The 17,241-nt window shown below is 50.7% G+C and carries 12 protein-coding genes; 5 read left to right on the forward strand and 7 right to left on the reverse strand.

Features of this window, described 5'->3' with window-relative positions; genetic code table 11:
* Positions 1-31: 31 nt before the first annotated feature.
* On the reverse strand, positions 32-1,942 hold the full coding sequence (locus B2067_RS04635) for an alkaline phosphatase PhoX (RefSeq protein WP_301387619.1): 1,911 nt from the start codon (positions 1,940-1,942) through the stop codon (positions 32-34).
* Between the two features lie 186 nt (positions 1,943-2,128).
* Here B2067_RS04635 and B2067_RS04640 point away from each other — a divergent pair, with 186 nt between their 5' ends.
* The gene (locus B2067_RS04640; RefSeq protein WP_301387620.1) at positions 2,129-3,751 is read left to right on the forward strand and encodes an alkaline phosphatase; all 1,623 of its coding nucleotides are present in this window, start codon (positions 2,129-2,131) and stop codon (positions 3,749-3,751) included.
* Between the two features lie 3 nt (positions 3,752-3,754).
* Here B2067_RS04640 and ppnN read toward each other — a convergent pair whose 3' ends face one another.
* The 3 genes from ppnN to B2067_RS04655 all read right to left on the reverse strand — a co-directional run bounded on the left by ppnN (position 3,755) and on the right by B2067_RS04655 (position 6,586).
* Positions 3,755-5,116: a nucleotide 5'-monophosphate nucleosidase PpnN gene (gene ppnN / locus B2067_RS04645; RefSeq protein WP_273090218.1), complete on the reverse strand. Its 1,362-nt coding sequence runs from the start codon at positions 5,114-5,116 to the stop codon at positions 3,755-3,757.
* Between the two features lie 33 nt (positions 5,117-5,149).
* The gene (locus tag B2067_RS04650; RefSeq protein WP_068439182.1) at positions 5,150-5,746 is read right to left on the reverse strand and encodes an HPP family protein; all 597 of its coding nucleotides are present in this window, start codon (positions 5,744-5,746) and stop codon (positions 5,150-5,152) included.
* Positions 5,747-5,815: 69 nt separating this feature from the next.
* The gene (locus B2067_RS04655) at positions 5,816-6,586 is read right to left on the reverse strand and encodes a hypothetical protein (RefSeq protein WP_301387621.1); all 771 of its coding nucleotides are present in this window, start codon (positions 6,584-6,586) and stop codon (positions 5,816-5,818) included.
* Between the two features lie 111 nt (positions 6,587-6,697).
* Between B2067_RS04655 and purU the strand changes: the two genes are divergently transcribed.
* Complete coding sequence (gene purU / locus B2067_RS04660) at positions 6,698-7,549, forward strand: formyltetrahydrofolate deformylase (protein WP_068439192.1); 852 nt, start codon at positions 6,698-6,700, stop codon at positions 7,547-7,549.
* A gap of 325 nt (positions 7,550-7,874) precedes the next feature.
* Here the strand turns inward: purU and B2067_RS04665 are convergent, their stop codons facing one another.
* Positions 7,875-9,065 (reverse strand): thiolase family protein, encoded by a 1,191-nt coding sequence (locus tag B2067_RS04665; RefSeq protein WP_068439179.1) that lies wholly within the window; start codon positions 9,063-9,065, stop codon positions 7,875-7,877.
* Positions 9,066-9,344: 279 nt separating this feature from the next.
* Here B2067_RS04665 and B2067_RS04670 point away from each other — a divergent pair, with 279 nt between their 5' ends.
* The 3 genes from B2067_RS04670 to B2067_RS04680 are packed head-to-tail and all read left to right on the forward strand — an operon-like array spanning position 9,345 to position 15,515.
* On the forward strand, positions 9,345-12,209 hold the full coding sequence (locus tag B2067_RS04670; RefSeq protein WP_301387623.1) for a hypothetical protein: 2,865 nt from the start codon (positions 9,345-9,347) through the stop codon (positions 12,207-12,209).
* Between the two features lie 19 nt (positions 12,210-12,228).
* Positions 12,229-14,121, forward strand: coding sequence for a DUF1302 domain-containing protein (locus B2067_RS04675; RefSeq protein ID WP_301387624.1), 1,893 nt, complete (start codon positions 12,229-12,231; stop codon positions 14,119-14,121).
* 32 nt (positions 14,122-14,153) lie between these two features.
* Positions 14,154-15,515, forward strand: coding sequence for a DUF1329 domain-containing protein (locus tag B2067_RS04680; RefSeq protein ID WP_301387625.1), 1,362 nt, complete (start codon positions 14,154-14,156; stop codon positions 15,513-15,515).
* 209 nt (positions 15,516-15,724) lie between these two features.
* Here the strand turns inward: B2067_RS04680 and B2067_RS04685 are convergent, their stop codons facing one another.
* Both B2067_RS04685 and B2067_RS04690 read right to left on the reverse strand, forming a co-directional pair.
* Positions 15,725-16,228, reverse strand: a complete 504-nt coding sequence (locus tag B2067_RS04685; RefSeq protein WP_076515418.1) for an outer membrane beta-barrel protein — start codon at positions 16,226-16,228, stop codon at positions 15,725-15,727.
* Positions 16,229-16,238: 10 nt separating this feature from the next.
* Entirely contained in the window at positions 16,239-17,213 is a 975-nt protein-coding gene (locus B2067_RS04690) for a serine/threonine protein kinase (protein ID WP_301387626.1), read from the reverse strand.
* Between the last annotated feature and the right edge of the window lie 28 nt (positions 17,214-17,241).

A 17,241-nucleotide genomic window follows, 5' to 3' on the forward strand; every position in this document is an offset into this window, starting at 1 on the left:
AGGTCTTACATATTTGTACTAATACTTTGTCTTACTTATGGTGTGGCTCGTACATCCACAGAGTGTTGTTTTCCTGGAAGCCATCTTCACCGATCAGAATACGACCGTCCTGCATAACGATAACGTTGTCAGGTTGAGACAGGTTGTCCACATCACAACGCTCTGCACCATCCAGTGAACTGCGGTAGGTCGCACCCATCACAACTGGTTCAATACGGCTCAGGCTGTAATCTGAATCGATCAATGCACGGAATACACCACCACAATCTTTCACGCGACCAGAAAGTTGGATGTCGCCTTCTCCGTCGATCATGGTGTTATCAATATCAGCGATACCCATGTACATGTATGCGTTCTCGACTTCTTCACCCGGAATCAGGTCGATGCCTTCAATGGCTTCCTGAACTCGACCAGCATGAATGCTGATACCTTCCAGCTTGCGCCATTCTGCCGTTGCACCCAATTGCTTAGCGGCCTGACGTGATTCGAGGAAGGCTGCACGGTCATCCATTGGCTGACCCGCAGTGACTTTGCCGCCACCGTTTTCTACGGTTGGGTAAGTAGTGTTCGCAGGGCGACCTGAAACTACCCAGGCTGCCCAGGCTTCAACGTCTGCAACCGTCATATAGCTGGTTTCGCCATCGACATAGTCTTCAGTGCTGATACCATCAAACTCATCAACCCAAGCTTCGATGGTTGAGTTGTCAGAAGTCGCAAGCTCTACCCAGTCAACATCAAAGCCTGTAACCGCTGGATCATTTACGCCCGCATCCTGAGTCAGCTTAGCGCCGTATAGCGTACCAGAGCTCAAGTCTTCAGCTGTGTCAGCAACGAACTTAAACAGAACGCCACCCGTGTCATCCTGTGAAGAGTAAACAGTGCGACGGTCTGGCATAACGACCGAGTTTTCATGCTCGTAGCGGCCAATGGTGAAGTGTTTAACCGGTACAGGCGTTGGTGAAACAGCGTTGGTGATCTCAACGATGTAGCCGTAATCGTACGGGTTAACAGGCTCATCCATCAGCTGCCAGAAGCGATTCAGACGATCGTTGTTGGCCACTTCTTCAGGGTCGTTCCAGCTAGCGTAAGTGGTCGAGTTAACATCAGAGTTCACGATCCACTCTTCAGATGTCAGTGGTGTATTCCAAGGTGAAACAGAACCGAAACAGTTTGCACCGGTACCTTTAACATTTGCAAAATTCACCATCATGGCATCTTCTACAGACCAATCGCCAGATGCAGATTTGCTCAGACCGATACGGCTCATACCGCCTGGGTACTCTTCCCAGTTAGTGAAGAGGTAACCAGTATTTTCACCTGTAGAAACGAAGCCGTTGAAGTCTGGCATGTCGTTTTCGAGAATCAGGGTGTCACCATCGAGGTTATAGATATGACCCAGGCCTTCTGGAAGCTCGCCTTCATACTGATCGCCGGTCTGACCGATGACCCGGTATTGGCCATACGCTGTCTGAATAGTCTGGCGCTCGTAGTCAGACTCAGGAACCGCTACTGAAATCAGTGTGTTTGGCAGATTATTAAAGCTAACACCCTCTATCACACCAACGGTACCTGTGTTGTAAGCGACACCGTTGTTATCAGTTTCCATGTTGCTACCTGCTGGGTGTTGCGCATTGAAGAACAGATCACCGTCTTCGGTCAGAAACAGCCCCGTTACTTCAGCACCGGAAGGTACAGTCGCGATGCGCGTCAGAGTACCTGCACCGGCGTCAGCATTCGCACCATCTTTACCGTCGGCGCCATCCTGGCCATCTTCACCGTTGGCACCATCTGAGCCTGGTGCGCCCGGAGCTGCGTCAGGCGAAACTCCGTTCTGGCCATTCAGTCCATTCAGACCGTCGCGACCATCGTCACCATCTTCTCCACCACAAGCAGTCAGCAGTGACGCTGATGCTACAGCGATTGCTAATAATTTCAGTTTCATCACGGTTCCCCAATATTGCTTCGTTATAGGTTTCAGGAGCGCTCTGGCTAAGTGTGGTCTGTGACAGAAATGTTTAACTTCTGTAACCCAGGTGGTGAATTATTTATTACAAAAAATGCGGATAAAAAGGCATGGGTATTAATAAATATGTAAAATCCAAAGGTTAATGTTCTAAGGTTTTTAGTAATGGAAATAACGATGCGCAGTGTTTACGTTGGTACTCTAATCTCTCTTGTTATTTCAATGACTGGGTGTCTCTATGAGACTAAAAACGAAGCACCACTGGACTTCTTACCTCAGGATAACGCCTGGTTTGTCGAGGGGCGGTCTGCCATAAAAAGTAAACGCGAAGTTTTACGAGAGACTACACCTGCCAAGAACGTGATCTTGTTTGTTGGTGACGGCATGGGAATATCAACAGTCACAGCCGCCCGAATCTACGCCGGACAGCAGCAGGGCATGAGTGGTGAGGAGAATCTGCTCAGTTTTGAGAAATTTCCTTTTACTGGTTTAAGTAAAACCTACAATGTTGATGCTCAGACTCCTGATTCAGCAGGCACTATGACCGCAATGATGTCTGGTGTTAAGACGGACGCCGGTGTTATTGGTCTGGCTGAGAGCGCAGAACGTGGTCTTTGTCACCGTGTGGAGGATGAAGTCCCTTCGGCTCTGCTTCTCGCTGAGTTAGCCGGTAAGAAAACTGGGATAGTCACGACAGCTCGCTTAACCCATGCGACTCCGGCGGCTACTTACGCATATTCTTCTGAACGCAACTGGGAAGATATTTCGGATATGCCGGAAGCTGCAGTTGAAGCAGGCTGCGAGGATATTGCTTCGCAGTTTCTGAGTTTCAGGCAACGTACTTTGCAAGACTATGGTGTCGCGGTAGATGGCATCGAACTCGCTTTTGGTGGCGGTCGTCGACATTTTCTTCCTGATGATGTTCAGTCTAATACCCCCGATGCCAGAAGTACGGTAGAAGGTGATCGTACTGATGGCCGTAATCTGATGGAAGAATGGAAAGCCCAGAATCCGCAAGGCCATCTGGTGATTGATGGGCAAGGGTTTAATAGGGTGACGAGCACTCCTGTGCTGGGCTTGTTTGAAGAGGCGCATATGCGGTTTGAGGCAGATCGCAACCAGGACACATTAGGGGAGCCATCACTTAGCCAGATGACAGAAAAAGCGATTAAGTTGTTGTCAGGCAGTGAGGAGGGGTTCTTTCTCATGGTGGAATCCGGTCGTATTGACCATGCGCACCACGCCGGAAATGCGTTTAATGCGCTCAATGAGACCCGAGAGTTTTCTGATGCTGTTGCTCTCGCCGAGTCTATGACTTCTCCGGAAGATACTTTGATTATCGTTACTGCTGATCACAGTCATGTATTTACCATTGCAGGGTATCCTAAGCGCGGTAATCCTATTCTTGGTAAAGTCGTTGCGCCCGGTGAGACAGAACCCACCATGGCCGGTGATGGCCTGCCGTATACTACGTTGGGTTATATGAACGGTCGCGGACATCATCACCTGGGTGGTGAAACAGACGCCGAACTTGTATACGAAGAGCCAATTAATGCAGGACGTAAAGATATTACCGGTATGAATACGGAGGCCGCTGGTTATCATCAGGAGGCTCTGATTCCACGTGATTCAGAAACGCATGGCGGTGAAGATGTGGCGATTTATGCAACAGGTCCGGGGGCCGCAATGGTGTCTGGCGTGAACGAGCAGAACGTCATTTTCCATGTCATGGATCGTGCTGCCAACCTATCCGGAAAGGCAGCAGCACGCCTCAGCGCAAAACAATAACCTTCAGGATTTTACGATCCGGTAGCACGGATCATATTTTCCACTGATTTTCATTCGGCCATGGTCAACCATGGCTCGCAGTAAACGGTCCATACCGTCGAGAATATCTGCGTCGCCGTGAATTTCATAAGGCCCATGCTTACGCACCAGCTTAACGCCATCGGCCTTCACGTTACCGGCCACGATACCTGAAAATGCTCTGCGCAGATCTGCGGCCAGCTCATGGAACGGAGCATCGTGCGTTAAACGAAGGGTTTTCATGTTGGCGTGGGTCGGTTCAAAAGGCACCTGAAAATCATGATCGATTTTTAAGGTCCAGTTGAAAAAGTAGGCGTCGTTGTTATCACGGCGATACTGTCGAACGGCTTCCATACCGGCTTTCATTTTTCTCGCAACCGTCACCGGATCATTAATCACCAGTTCATAACGCGCCTGAGCTTCTTTTCCGAGCGTATCGCCGATGAAGCGATTAATGTCTTCGAGATATGCCCGGGTTTCTTCTGGGCCGGTAATTATCAGAGGGAAGGGAATATCCTTATTTGCCGGGTGCGACAAAACACCGAGGATATATAAGATCTCTTCGGCGGTACCCGGGCCACCAGGGAAAATAATAATTCCGTGCGCCATGCGAACGAAGGCTTCCAGCCTCTTTTCGATATCCGGCAGGATCACCAACTCGTTGACGATTGGGTTGGGTGATTCGGCAGCAATAATACCGGGCTCGGTAATACCGATGTAGCGACCGTTTCGGATATGCTGCTTAGCATGGCCAATGGTCGCACCTTTCATCGGTCCTTTCATGGCACCTGGACCACAGCCCGTACCGATATCAAGGCCTCGAAGCCCCAGTTCATAGCCGACTTCCTTGGTGTATTGATATTCGTTAGGCGGAATGGAATGCCCACCCCAACAGACGACTAGTTTAGGTTCTACGTCTGGCTTTAGCAGGTTTGCATTGCGCAGAATATGGAATACCGCATTGGTAATATCTTCGCTTTTATCTAAATCAAAACGATGGGCTTTCAGGATATTTTCTTCCGCATAGAGGATGTCCCGCAGCACAGAAAAAAGCTGCTCGCGTACACCCCGGATAATTTCATCGTCAACAAATGCACCGCTTGGCGCACCGCTGAGTTGCAATACAATGCCGCGCTCTTCCTGCTCGACAGTGATATTGAAGTTCTTGTAGCTCTCTTCCAGTCGGGTGTAGTCATCCTCCAGGCTTCCGGCAGAGAGGACTGCGAATGAGCAGCGACGGAGCAGCTCGTGAGCACCGCTGCTGACATCTTTAAGCTGCTGAATTTCATACTGCGAAAGCACGCGTAGATGTGTCTTCGGGTGAATTAACTCATATTGTTTAGCCAAAATCATTCTCCTTAATGCCCACCTAAGGGCATGTCAGGCCCACAATTCCAGCGGGCCATATTCACTGAGCAGGTGCAGTAAATCACTGCGGGTGATGATACCTGTCAGTTGTTCTTTGTTATTAAGCACAGGGAGGGCACCGATGTGATATTCCGTAAGTAGTCTTGCTGTCTGTCGTATGTCGGTGCTCTCTGCTGTGCAATAGACTGGTCTGACGGCAACCGTCATGACGGAGTCATGTTCTATAGAACGTTGCTCGGCCAGTGCTCTTAATATGCGCCGGTCTGAAATTAACGCCTGAAGATTATCGTGTTCGTCGATGATCGGCAGATGGTGAATGTCGTGCTCCCGCATGAGCTGGTAGGCGTCCCGGATTGTTGTTTCCTGGCGAATGGTAATGACATTACGGGTCATGATGTCGGCGGCGAAGGCAACCGTCTGTGGAGCATGCTCCTGACGTTCGGTGGTACCTTCTGGGGAGTAAATCAGATCGTCGGATGATAGTGCCTGATCAGGCTCGTTTTCGATATTGGAAACCGCAGAAGTTCGCTCTACCGGCGACACGCGCCGGCGTGGGCTGTTTACGGGCGTTTCTACTCTGCGCCCCATGTCGAAAACAATTAAACCCATCGGCTACTTTTTCTGGCTTCTGAACTTAAAGTATAGCGCGTCCGATGGCTAAAACCTCTTACTCAGGTCTCAGATGTGGTGAGCAACGTCATCAAGACGACCAAGAATACCGTCCGCATAACGCATGACGAGAAACGGAACCAGTCGGGCGTTGGTATCGGTTGCCGCTGTTTCGATAAACAGCCACTGGCTATGAATCTTGCTGAGCTGGCGCTGAGCTTCACTTGCCGTGACGCGGCTCTTCATATCGGCAATACCGCGCTCAAACTGCTGGCATAGTACTCGGATGTCGACGTTATCAATGGTCAGGGGAGCTCCCATAGAGGACGCCGCACGTTCGATGTAACGTTCAACCACTTCAAGGAGCAGGTTTTTCTGCTGACGCTGCCAGACAGTGAGTTCTGACAGAGTAAGCTCGTTTTCTGCCAGTATCTGGTCAGAAAGTAATTCTAATTCCTGCAACATAGCTCGCTGCGCTTTGCGCATCAGAGTGACGACTTGCAGTTCAGGGTAATTGCTTTCGCGGATTTCAGCGATGTTCTCATCGAGCAGGCTATTAAATTCGTCCCAGTGGGTCTGGATCCCTTGAGTTCTCGCAGGAAAATTAGCTCCAAGATCCTCGAGCAGAAGACTTTTCTGAAGACTGACTTCTTCGCGATGGCGCAGAACTTCCTCGACGAGTTGAGGATTTCCCTCATCCGCCTGGACGTGGTAGTACTTTAGAAGCAAAATCTTAACACTGGTACTCAGCTTAAAAACGCTAAGCTCTTCTGCCAGAGTTGATGCATGCGCAGGCAAGCTGAAAAAAAGGCTGAGTAAGAGTGTCCTTAGGAGTAACATAGATCCGTCTCTGTTTTAGTTCTGAACAGTCATTAGAGCGTCAAAGAGTTGACCATGAAAGGTTTCTGGATGCAAGCTGGTGGCTATCGTTATTGAGTGATGTATCACATTATGGAAAGAGTATTCAGGCTGACTATCTCCTGTCCTGACAGGGTCGGCATCGTGGCTAAAATTGGCCAGTTTTTTTCGGGGCACGGTGGCTGGATTGTTCAGGCAAACCACTATTCAGACCCGGTTAGCGGACGCTTTTTTATGCGTCATTGTATCCGCGCAGACTCCCTGCCATTTGATGCTGATGGGCTGAAGGCAGCTTTTGCGCCGATTGCCGACGAATTCGAGATGGACTGGCAGCTCAGCGACAGTGGTTCACCTAAGAAGGTCATCCTGATGGCGAGTAAGCAGAGCCACTGCCTGGTTGATCTTCTGCACCGCTGGCACAGTGGGGAGCTTGAGTGTGATATCCCATGCGTGATCTCAAATCACGACGACTTGCGCTCGCTGGTGGAATGGCACGGTATTCCGTACTTTCATGTACCGGTTGATAAAGATAACAAGGCCGAACACTTCCGCCGGGTGACAGAGATTGTCGAAGAACACAAGGCCGATACCATCGTACTCGCGCGCTATATGCAGATTCTGCCGCCAGAAATCTGTGAGCAATACGTTGGGCAAGTGATCAATATTCATCACAGCTTCCTGCCATCGTTTGTAGGGGCCAAGCCATATCACCAGGCCGCAGAACGCGGTGTAAAACTGATCGGTGCTACCTGCCACTACGTGACCCAGGAGCTGGATGCCGGGCCTATCATTGATCAGGACGTAATCCGCATCAGTCATAACGATACGGTCGAAGACATGGTGCGTTTAGGCAAAGACGTTGAGAAGTCAGTGCTGGCGAGAGGGGTGCGGAGTCATTTGGAAGATAGGGTGTTGCTCCACGGTAACAAAACAATCGTGTTTTAAAGCTAGCTGCGTTGTCACAGCGTTGTTAAAAACCTTCTCGAAATGCTCATTTACTAAAGTAAACTCCGCTTTCTCGAATGTTTTTGCCTTGCTGTGACCGCCTCGCTGACGCTTTAACTGATATAAACGCTCCGTATCTTTGGCCGATGTTTGCCGCGCTATGACTTCTTCGCCGACGGCTCAGTTTTATAACTAGCTCCGCTTTCTCGAAGATTTTTGCCTTGCTGTGACGACTTCACAGACGCTTTAACTCTCTAAGTAAGCTCGCTATGTGCGAGGCACAAAAAAGCCGGCGTTAAGCCGGCTTCTTTCGTTAGCGCTGCAATCAGATCATCTCGATTGCAACGGCAACTGCTTCACCACCACCGATACACAGAGCAGCAATACCTTTCTTGCCGCCGGTGTTTTTCAGGGCGTTCATCAGAGTCACAATCAGACGCGAGCCAGTAGAGCCAACCGGGTGGCCCTGTGCGCAGGCGCCGCCATAGATGTTTACTTTCTCAGCATCCAGTCCGAATGCGTCGATAGGCATCATAGCGACCATGGCGAAAGCTTCGTTGATTTCCCACAGATCAACGTCGTCTTTGTTCCAGCCGGTTTTTGCCAGTAGGGTTTCGATAGCACCACAAGGTGCGGCCGTGAACTCAGAAGGGTGTTGAGAGTGAGTGCTGTGTGCCACGATACGGGCAACCGGCGTCAGACCTTTTTCAGCGGCAACGGATTCGCGTGCCAGTACCAGTGCCGAAGCGCCATCAGAGATAGATGAAGCGTTAGCAGCTGTGATAGTGCCGTCTTTCGCAAATGCCGGGCGCAGAGATGGGATTTTTTCGATGTTGGCGTTGAATGGTTGCTCGTCCTGTTCAACGACAGTCTCACCACGGCGGCTCTTTACAGTAACCGGTACGATTTCAGCGGTGTTCAGACCTTTCTCAATCGCGTCTTTAGCACGATTCAGGGAGCGGATCGCGTATTCGTCCATCTGCTCGCGGGTGTATTCCTTCTTATCTGACATGTCCTGAGCGAAAGCACCCATCAGTTTGCCAGTCTCTGCATCTTCAAGACCATCGAAGAACATGTGGTCTTTGGCCTGATCGCCGTGGCCCATGCGATAGCCACCGCGTGCGTTTTCCAGGATGTAAGGGGCTTTTGACATGGACTCCATGCCGCCGGATACCGCGATATCAACAGAACCGGCTTTGATTGCATCATGAGCCATCATGGTGGCTTTCATGCCAGAGCCACAAAGTTTGTTGATGGTGGTTGCGCCAGTGTTATCCGGCAGACCTGCCTTGCGCATCGCCTGACGTGCAGGACCCTGACGCAGACCAGCAGACAGTACGTTACCCATGATAACTTCCTGAACATCAGCTGGTTGCAGGCCAGAGCGCTTCACTGCTTCTTCAATTGCGATAGCACCAAGCTCGGGTGCAGAGACTGAACTGAGGCTGCCCATAAAGCCGCCCATTGGGGTACGGGCACCAGCAACAATTACAACGGAATCCTGATTGGACGACATAGGGATCTCCTGTTCGGGAATGAGGGTTGGTTTAAAAGGGCGCCTATTCTATGACAAAGGGGTGCGTAAATCCTATCCCCCGGTTTGGTAGGTTGGCCGATCTGGACTATGGTTGATTACGATCAGATACAAAATGCCCCGGTTTAAGGAGGCGAATCATACTTTCGAGTGATGAGGGTATGAGTCGACGGGATTATAGTCAGGTGATTGCTGATATCCGCAAGGGATGTGTGTACCAGCGCATTTGAATAACCATAACAACACATTACAGGTACATGTATGGTGAAGAAGACTTTACTCAGTCTGGCCATCGCAGCCACAGCCGCAGGTCTTGCGGGCTGTAAGACTGGCGGTGATTATAAAGTTGATACCGGGGCGGTGACTGCCGGTTCTGATGGGAGCACTCCATCGCGGATTACTCCGATTTTTTCTGCCGCAAACTCCCAATTACCACTGAATACCGATCTGGTTTTTGCTTCAGCTTCGGCAACTGATGGCACTGCGGCCACCGCAGATACGACGCCGCCCGTAACTACCGCACTGAATGATCTGCCTGGCTTCTCTACAACGGCTACTTTCTACATTCCTTTTAACGGCCTGCTTGACGCGGATACCGTAGTTGCTGGGCAAAGTGTTTTCCTTATCGCGCTGAAGAACAGTGATGACAATGCAAATATTGATGCGCTGGATATTAAGACGATTCTTGCGAACACTGCTTACGCGGATACTCCTTCCTCCCCATTCTCGGACGATCAGCCGGTAGCGGGTACTGACTACATGGCACGCTATGTTGAGCTCGGTGATGGCTCAACACCTTCTGTGGCTATTACGCCCATGACGCCGCTTAGTGCTAAGACCAAGTACCTCGTAGTACTTACCGACGGAATCCAGTCCGTTTCAGGAGAGGCGGTCGCAACCTCTGCCGAATATGAACTGGTGAGCGGGAATCTGGGTCTTCCATCACCGGCTTTGCAACCGGTTCGTGATGCAGTACAGGGTTGGGAAGCACTGTCAGGACAGTTTCTGGCAGCTGCATCCGGCGGAGCTCTCTCCCAGGATAATATCGTCCTGAACTATGCATTTACTACTGACGGCTCTTTAGACGTTCTTACTTCTTACGCTAACCCTGCGCAGTTCATCGCAGCCAATCTGACGTTGGAGGCAGCAGAAGATCTGACTGACGAATTCGCCGGTGGTCAGCTTGAAGATATTGTCGCTCGCTCTATCGCTGTTGCCAGCGCTATGGGTAACCCCAATGACCCAGCACAACTTGCTGCAGTTACGGATGAGCAGGTTGCTGGGGTGAAGGCTTTGGATATTTATCCTGGCCAGGTATACGGATCAATTGCCTCTGCCGATATCAGTAGTTTGATCGGTGCGCAATCAGCGGTCACGCTTAACGAGCTTGTTGATCGGCCTACTGCACGCAATGTTGCCGTTGTGAATGGAGCATCAGTAGATGGTGCGATTGGTGGCAATGGCGCATCACCTGCGACATTCTTGGGTTCGGCAGATACTGCGACTCGCTACTATCAGGGGCAGATTGAGCTGCCGGATTTCCTGGGCGATGTCACCTTGACTACCGAGCTTACTGCAGCTGGTATCAGTGCCGCGATGGCGGCCGATCCTGACTGGTCTGCCAATACGACGGTTGGTGCTGTACTTGACGGAGCGCTGGGTAACGAAGCGGGTACAACGCCTCCTAAAGATGACGATGAGTCGACCAACGTAACCTATCGCTACCCGTTCCCTGAGCCTCAGGAAAGCGATAATGTTGCGCCACTGCTTATCACTATGCCTGATCAGGTTGATTACTCCGCAGGTGGACTTGTTCAGGGTGCTCGTGACTGTTCCGGTCTGACTTCCGTTCCGGTTGTGATGTATGTGCATGGCATTACTGGTAGCCGAGGCAATGCTCTACCTTATGCGGCGGGGCTGGCAGCTAACTGTATTGCAACGGTAGCAATTGACTTGCCATTGCATGGCATTGCCCCAATCACCAGCGATAGTAATGGTGACCCGATAGCTAATGCATTGCTCCCATTCAATATGGAAGTCGCTCTGGGTGCAGATACGTCCTCACCATGGGCAGGCGTTATTGCAGCTCAGGTTGGCGGTGGTAACACCACTTTTGCCAGCATTAAGGAGCGTCACGGCAATGTTTACCAGAACAGTGTGAACGCTCGGGTTGCTATGGAGTTTGGTGCTGAGGATGCCGGTACCTCAGGTTCGACTTTTATCAACCTGTCTAATTTCACTCGTACTCGCGACAACCTCAGACAGGCGGTTGTAGACCTGCTTAACCTGAATGCCAGTATTGGTAACGTCAGTGATGCTGTTGTTGCAGCGGGTGCTGCGTTAGAGCTGGATGAGACTAAGGTGTTTGTCGCTGGACACTCTCTGGGAGCGATTGTTGCGACGACCTACGCAGCAGTGAACAACTCACCAGCTGTGCTTGCAGCCAACGATAGCCTGAATGAAGTTCAGGGCGTAATTCTCGCTAATGGTGGTGCGAACCTGACTAAGCTTCTTGAAAATTCGCCATCCTTTGGACCGGTGGTAGTCGGTGGTCTCGCCGCTTCTGGTGTGACTCAGGGTACTGAGAACTTCGAGAAGTTTATGTACGTATTCCAGTCAGCAGTAGATGTTGCAGATCCAGCCAACTCTGGAAGCATGCTCGCTGCAACAGACACGCCTGTCGTTGCCTTTAATATGGTGGGTGGTAATGCGTTACCAAGTGATGCTTCAGGCATCTCATACCCAGATGGTTTTAAAGCCGCTGGCGTCTATTTGCCTGATCATACCGTTCCTAACAGCGATTACTTCGCCGATGCAGGCACCAACCCATACGCTGCCTTTGCATCTGCGCTCGGATTGCCAGCAGGAATCGATACGGCCTTTGCTCCTCTTGCGGGTACTCAAGGTTTGACTACTGTGCTGAATACTGAGGCTGTAACGAGCGCAACGACTGTTGGTGATCTGGCTACACCTTTGCGTGCGGAAGTTCGCTTTGCGTCTGGTACTCATAGTACGTTCGCAAATTCTGACGACAGTGCAGTGTTCCTTGAAATGCTTGGTCAGTCAGTGAGCCTGATTCTGGGTAGTTACACCGTTACTAACACTGCCGTTTTAGAAAGCAATTGAGTTGCGGAGAATAAAAATCATGAATAAAGCAATTTATCAGATGTTTAAAAAGACTCCGCTGGCTCTGGCCATGGCGGGAGCAGTCACGTCAGCTCAAGCAATTGAGTACAACGTTGGCGAGTTGAATATTCAACTGGCAAACACAGTGTCGTACGGTATTGGCTGGCGTGTAGAAGAACGTGATCGTGGCCAGATTATGGTAGGCAATGGTTCTGCTATTGATGAAACCACTTACGGTGCGTCATACAACTACGACGACGGTACGCTGAATTACGATCAGGGAGACATTTATACAAATGTCTTCAAGTGGAGCGGTGATCTCGAAATGAGCTACCGCAACTACGGTGGTTTCTTCCGTGCCCGCGCTTACTATGATCATGCGATCATGGATCAGGACACTGAGTTCAAACAGTTGAACGAAGATACTGAAAACGCCGCCGGTCGTGGTGCCGAACTGTTAGATGCTTTCGTCTGGGCAGACTATGACATCAACTATGTACCAGTGACCTTCCGTCTTGGTCGCCAGGTTATCAGCTGGGGTGAAAGTACCTTCATTCAGGGTGGTATCAACAGCGTTAACCCAGTGGATGCTTCAGCATTCCGTAAGCCGGGTGCCGAGCTGAAAGAGGGCCTGCTGCCAGTCAACATGTTCTATACCTCGATTGGTCTGACGGGTGAAATCACTCTGGAAGCTTTCTATCAGCTGGAGTGGGATCATACGCGCAGTGACCCGTGCGGCACGTTCTTCTCAACAGTTGATTTCGTAGCCGACGGTTGTGGGCCTGTGATCCTCGGTGGCGAAGCCGATGAACGCGATATTCTCGCTTTTCGTGATCTGGAGATAGACACGGGGGTTCCGCTTGCAAACCGCGTAGCACCAGTAACAGAGCGAATCGAAGATGAAGAACCGAGCGACAGTGGCCAGTATGGTATGGCCGTACGTTGGTATTCAGAAGCGTTGGGTGACACCGAATTCGGTTTCTACTACATGAACATTCATAGCCGCCTTCCATACATCAACGGTGTGATCACCAACCAGGATCGTCTTGGCGTTCTGACCGGTACACCGAATTTGGAAGTTAACCCTGATGCGTCCTATAACACGTATCGTCCGTTGTATCAGATCGCTTACCCTGAAGACATCAAGATTGCTGGTATCTCGTTTGCGCGTAGTACTGCAAGTGGTGCGTCTATCTCAGGTGAAATCAGTTACAAGCCGGATATGCCAATACAGTGGAACGCATTTGAGCTGATTCTGGCAGGTAACGGTGCGCCATGGAGCCGTCTGTATCAGCAACGTGCTCAAGAAGCAGGTAGTGCTTCTGACCTCTACGGTGAAGTTGGTAAGGGCTACGACGAGTTTGACATCTGGCAGGCACAGTCGACCTATATCATGTTCTTTGATCGTGTATTAGGTGCTGACCGTCTAGCGCTTGTTGGTGAAATTGGTGCGACCTATATCCCTGACCTTCCGGATACTGATGATGCCCGTTATGGCCGCTCAGGTGCTTACGGCATTGGTAACAACGACGGCGTCTTCGCAGCGGGTGGTGATACTAACTACTGTTTCGATGGCGGTACGTCTGCGAACGTAAATACTGACTACTGTACTGATGATGGTTACACCACCAAGCTATCAGGTGGTATCCGTCTGCGTTCTGGCCTGACGTATAACAACGCCTTCGCGGGTGTGAACATGACGCCTAATCTGTCGGTTGCTTATGACAAAGGTTATGGCCCAGAGCCAGGTTCACAGTTTATTGATGATCGTCTGACCGTTGGTCTGGGTGTGTCATTCCTGTATCTGAACCAGACATCCGTTGACGTGTCCTACACTAACTTCTCGGGTGGCAAATATAACCAGTTGAAAGACCGCGACAACATCAGTCTTTCTGCTAAATATTCATTCTGAGCAGTTAAACAAGTTACACAGAGGTTCCGAATATGTTGAAGAAACAATTTAAAATCTGGGGAGCGGCTGCGGCCCTCTCCATGCTGATGGGTTCTGCACACGCGGGTGTGAGTGCTGATCAGGCGGCCAAACTGGGTACAGAGCTGACTCCAGTAGGTGCAATTAAAGAAGCGCAGGGCAATATTCCAGCGTGGACTGGCGGTCTGGCTACTGACGCCGCGAGCGTCGACAAGAACGGTCGTCTTGGTAATCCGTTCGCTGGTGACAAGCCTGAATTTGTGATTACCGCAGCGAATTATAAGGACTATGCGGCGAATCTGACAGACGGTCAGAAGGCCATGTTCGAGAAGTATCCCGACACCTACAAAATGCCGGTTTACAAGACCGTTCGTTCGGCTGCTTATCCACAGGAGGTATACGACGAGACCAAGAAGAATGCTGTAAATACCTCACTGCTGAACGACGGTAACGGTATCGCCAACTTTACCTTTGGCGTGCCTTTTCCATTCCCTCAGACAGGTGTTGAGGTTATCTGGAACCACATCACCCGCTATCGCGGTGGGTCGGTCAGCCGTATCATCGGTCAGGTAACCCCTCAGGTGAACGGTGATTACACGGTGGTTCGTTTTAAAGACGAATTCACCTACCGTAATAATCTGGTCGATTTCCAGGCAGATAAAGATGACAACGTGCTGTTCTACTTCAAGCAGGACGTTCTGTCTCCAGCGCGTCTGGCCGGTAACGTACTGCTGGTTCACGAAACACTGGACCAGGTGAAAGAGCCTCGTAAAGCCTGGGTATACAACGCTGGTCAGCGTCGTGTACGTCGTGCGCCTCAGGTTGCCTACGACGGCCCGGGTACCGCGTCTGACGGCCTGCGTACTGCGGATAACTTCGACATGTTCAACGGTTCTCCGGACCGTTATGAGTGGAAGTTAGAAGGTAAGCAGGAAGTCTACATTCCATACAACTCATATAAGCTGAAAGACACCAGCCTGAAGTATGACGATATCGTCAAGGCGGGTCACATCAACCAGGACCTGACCCGTTACGAACTGCACCGTGTGTGGAAAGTAACTGCGACTCTGAAAGATGGTCAGCGTCATGTATACGCTAAGCGTGTTTTCTACATCGATGAAGATACCTGGCAGGCGACTGAGATCGATCATTACGACGGCCGTGGCGAACTGTGGCGTGTGGCTGAATCACACAACATGTTCTACTTCGACCGTAAAGTGCCTTGGTATGCCATCGAGACACTGTACGACCTGAACTCAGGACGCTACCTGGCTCTGGGTCTGGATAACGAAGAAGAGTCAGGTTACCAGTACGAATTTGAGCGTACTTATTCTGACTACACTCCAGCGGCCCTGCGCCGTGGCGGTGTTCGCTGATACTCTGACTGCGAACCTGATGGGGAGGTTTATCTCCCTGATCTAAGAGAGCTCCTCATCCATTTAGGGTGGGGAGCTTTTTTAATCCACTTTATGCATAAAAATGCCCGGCACTGAGTTGTATTTCAGGCCGGGCATTTTTATTTATCCTGACTCAGATTATTAATCAGGTCATTAGTCAGGATCAGATTACTAGTCAGGTAATGAACTTAGAAATGAAACAAGGCGCCAACCTGATAAACAGAGGATGCATCTTTATTAATAAATTCTGCGCGAAGCCCGACCTGTTCGTTTACTTTAAATCCGGCACCTGCGCCGAGAAAAATACCGTCGTCGTCACCCAGGTCCAGGCCACCGCGACCAATAACGCTTAAGCGTGGGTCAATTTCCGGCAGGTACTTTTCTGCAACCGCAGCGACCCAGACACCATTGATATCCTCGTCACCGTTACCATTGCTGTTGTAAAAATCGCCCGTGTCACTGTATCCAAACTCAACTGCTGTCATCAGGTCGGCAACCGAGTTGTCGAACTTATACCCCCCAAACAGCGAGTAGCCATTGGCGTCCAACTCGTCGCCGCCGAACGGTGAATCAATGACGTTGTGATTAACGGCACCGCCGAGATAAAGCGCATTACGCAGGTTATTTTCCTCCGCAGAAACGGTCGTAATAGTTGCGGCAGAAATGGCGGTAGCGATCAGGTACTTTTTCATAACATCCTCTTTAAAATACAGGTAATGCCAGTGGTTCTTCTTGCAGTGCGGACAGTTGCTCACGCAGTGCCAGTAAATGTTCTGACCAGTAGCGGTGTGATGCAAACCACGGGAATGCCACCGGAAATGCCGGGTCGTCCCAGCGCTGGCTCAGCCAGGCGGCATGTCGAACAATTCGTCGTGTACACAGGATCTCTATCAGAGGGAGTTCCTCTGCAGGAAATCTGCGAAACATGCTGTAGCCTTCTGCTATGACCATGATTTGTTGGCGATGTTCCTCTCGGCTGCCACTGAGTAACATCCAGATATCCTGCATTGCAGGACCCTGAGCGCAGTCATCGAAGTCGACGAGGTAGAGGTTCTCGTCCCGGATAATCAGATTGCCCGTGTGCATGTCACCATGCAGACGAATCTGTGAATGATTCGACAGCTTGATCTGATCTGTATGTGCGCAGATGTCTCTGATGAGTGACGTGTACGCCGCATGATAATCCTCAGGCATTAAACCGCTGGCAAGTACGGTATCTGCTGCTGCGGAAATATCTTCACTGCCATTGATATGCGGCCGGTGAATAAACGGTGTGGTCTCACCAATGTTATGCAGGCGAGCAAGCCAGCGCCCAATCAGTTCCAGGTCGTCGTCATTACTCAGTTCGGGAGCGTGACCACCGCGGCGAGGAAAAAGTGCAAAACGGAAACCGCCATAGGTGAATAAAGTTTCGTTATTTATCTCTATCGGAGCAATGACGGGCACATCTTCTGTGGCCAGCGAAAGCAGAAACTGGTGCTCCTCACGGATGCTCTCATCAGTCCAGCGAGTCGGGCGATAGAACTTGGCGATTAAAGGTTGTTCATCTTCAATGCCTACCTGAAATACACGGTTTTCATAGCTGTTTAATGCCATTACGCGGGCATCGCAGAGGTATCCGAGCGATTCAATTGCGTCCATGACCAGGTCGTGGCTTAAATCGGCGTAGGCGTGCATAGCGGAATCCGGAACATGAGTGTGGTGG

Origin of the sequence: Thalassolituus sp. UBA2590 (assembly GCF_002339775.1) — a bacterium.
Lineage (GTDB): Bacteria > Pseudomonadota > Gammaproteobacteria > Pseudomonadales > Oceanobacteraceae > Thalassolituus.

Bases quoted from the DNA above. Each gene is read 5' to 3' on its own strand.
- B2067_RS04635 (WP_301387619.1), bottom strand. From the start codon at position 1,942: ATGAAACTGAAATTATTAGCAATCGCTGTAGCATCAGCGTCACTGCTG.
- B2067_RS04640 (WP_301387620.1), top strand. From the start codon at position 2,129: ATGGAAATAACGATGCGCAGTGTTTACGTTGGTACTCTAATCTCTCTT.
- B2067_RS04650 (WP_068439182.1), bottom strand. From the start codon at position 5,746: ATGGGTTTAATTGTTTTCGACATGGGGCGCAGAGTAGAAACGCCCGTA.
- B2067_RS04655 (WP_301387621.1), bottom strand. From the start codon at position 6,586: ATGTTACTCCTAAGGACACTCTTACTCAGCCTTTTTTTCAGCTTGCCT.
- purU (WP_068439192.1), top strand. From the start codon at position 6,698: ATGGAAAGAGTATTCAGGCTGACTATCTCCTGTCCTGACAGGGTCGGC.
- B2067_RS04665 (WP_068439179.1), bottom strand. From the start codon at position 9,065: ATGTCGTCCAATCAGGATTCCGTTGTAATTGTTGCTGGTGCCCGTACC.
- B2067_RS04670 (WP_301387623.1), top strand. From the start codon at position 9,345: ATGGTGAAGAAGACTTTACTCAGTCTGGCCATCGCAGCCACAGCCGCA.
- B2067_RS04675 (WP_301387624.1), top strand. From the start codon at position 12,229: ATGAATAAAGCAATTTATCAGATGTTTAAAAAGACTCCGCTGGCTCTG.
- B2067_RS04680 (WP_301387625.1), top strand. From the start codon at position 14,154: ATGTTGAAGAAACAATTTAAAATCTGGGGAGCGGCTGCGGCCCTCTCC.
- B2067_RS04685 (WP_076515418.1), bottom strand. From the start codon at position 16,228: ATGAAAAAGTACCTGATCGCTACCGCCATTTCTGCCGCAACTATTACG.
- B2067_RS04690 (WP_301387626.1), bottom strand. From the start codon at position 17,213: ATGCACGCCTACGCCGATTTAAGCCACGACCTGGTCATGGACGCAATT.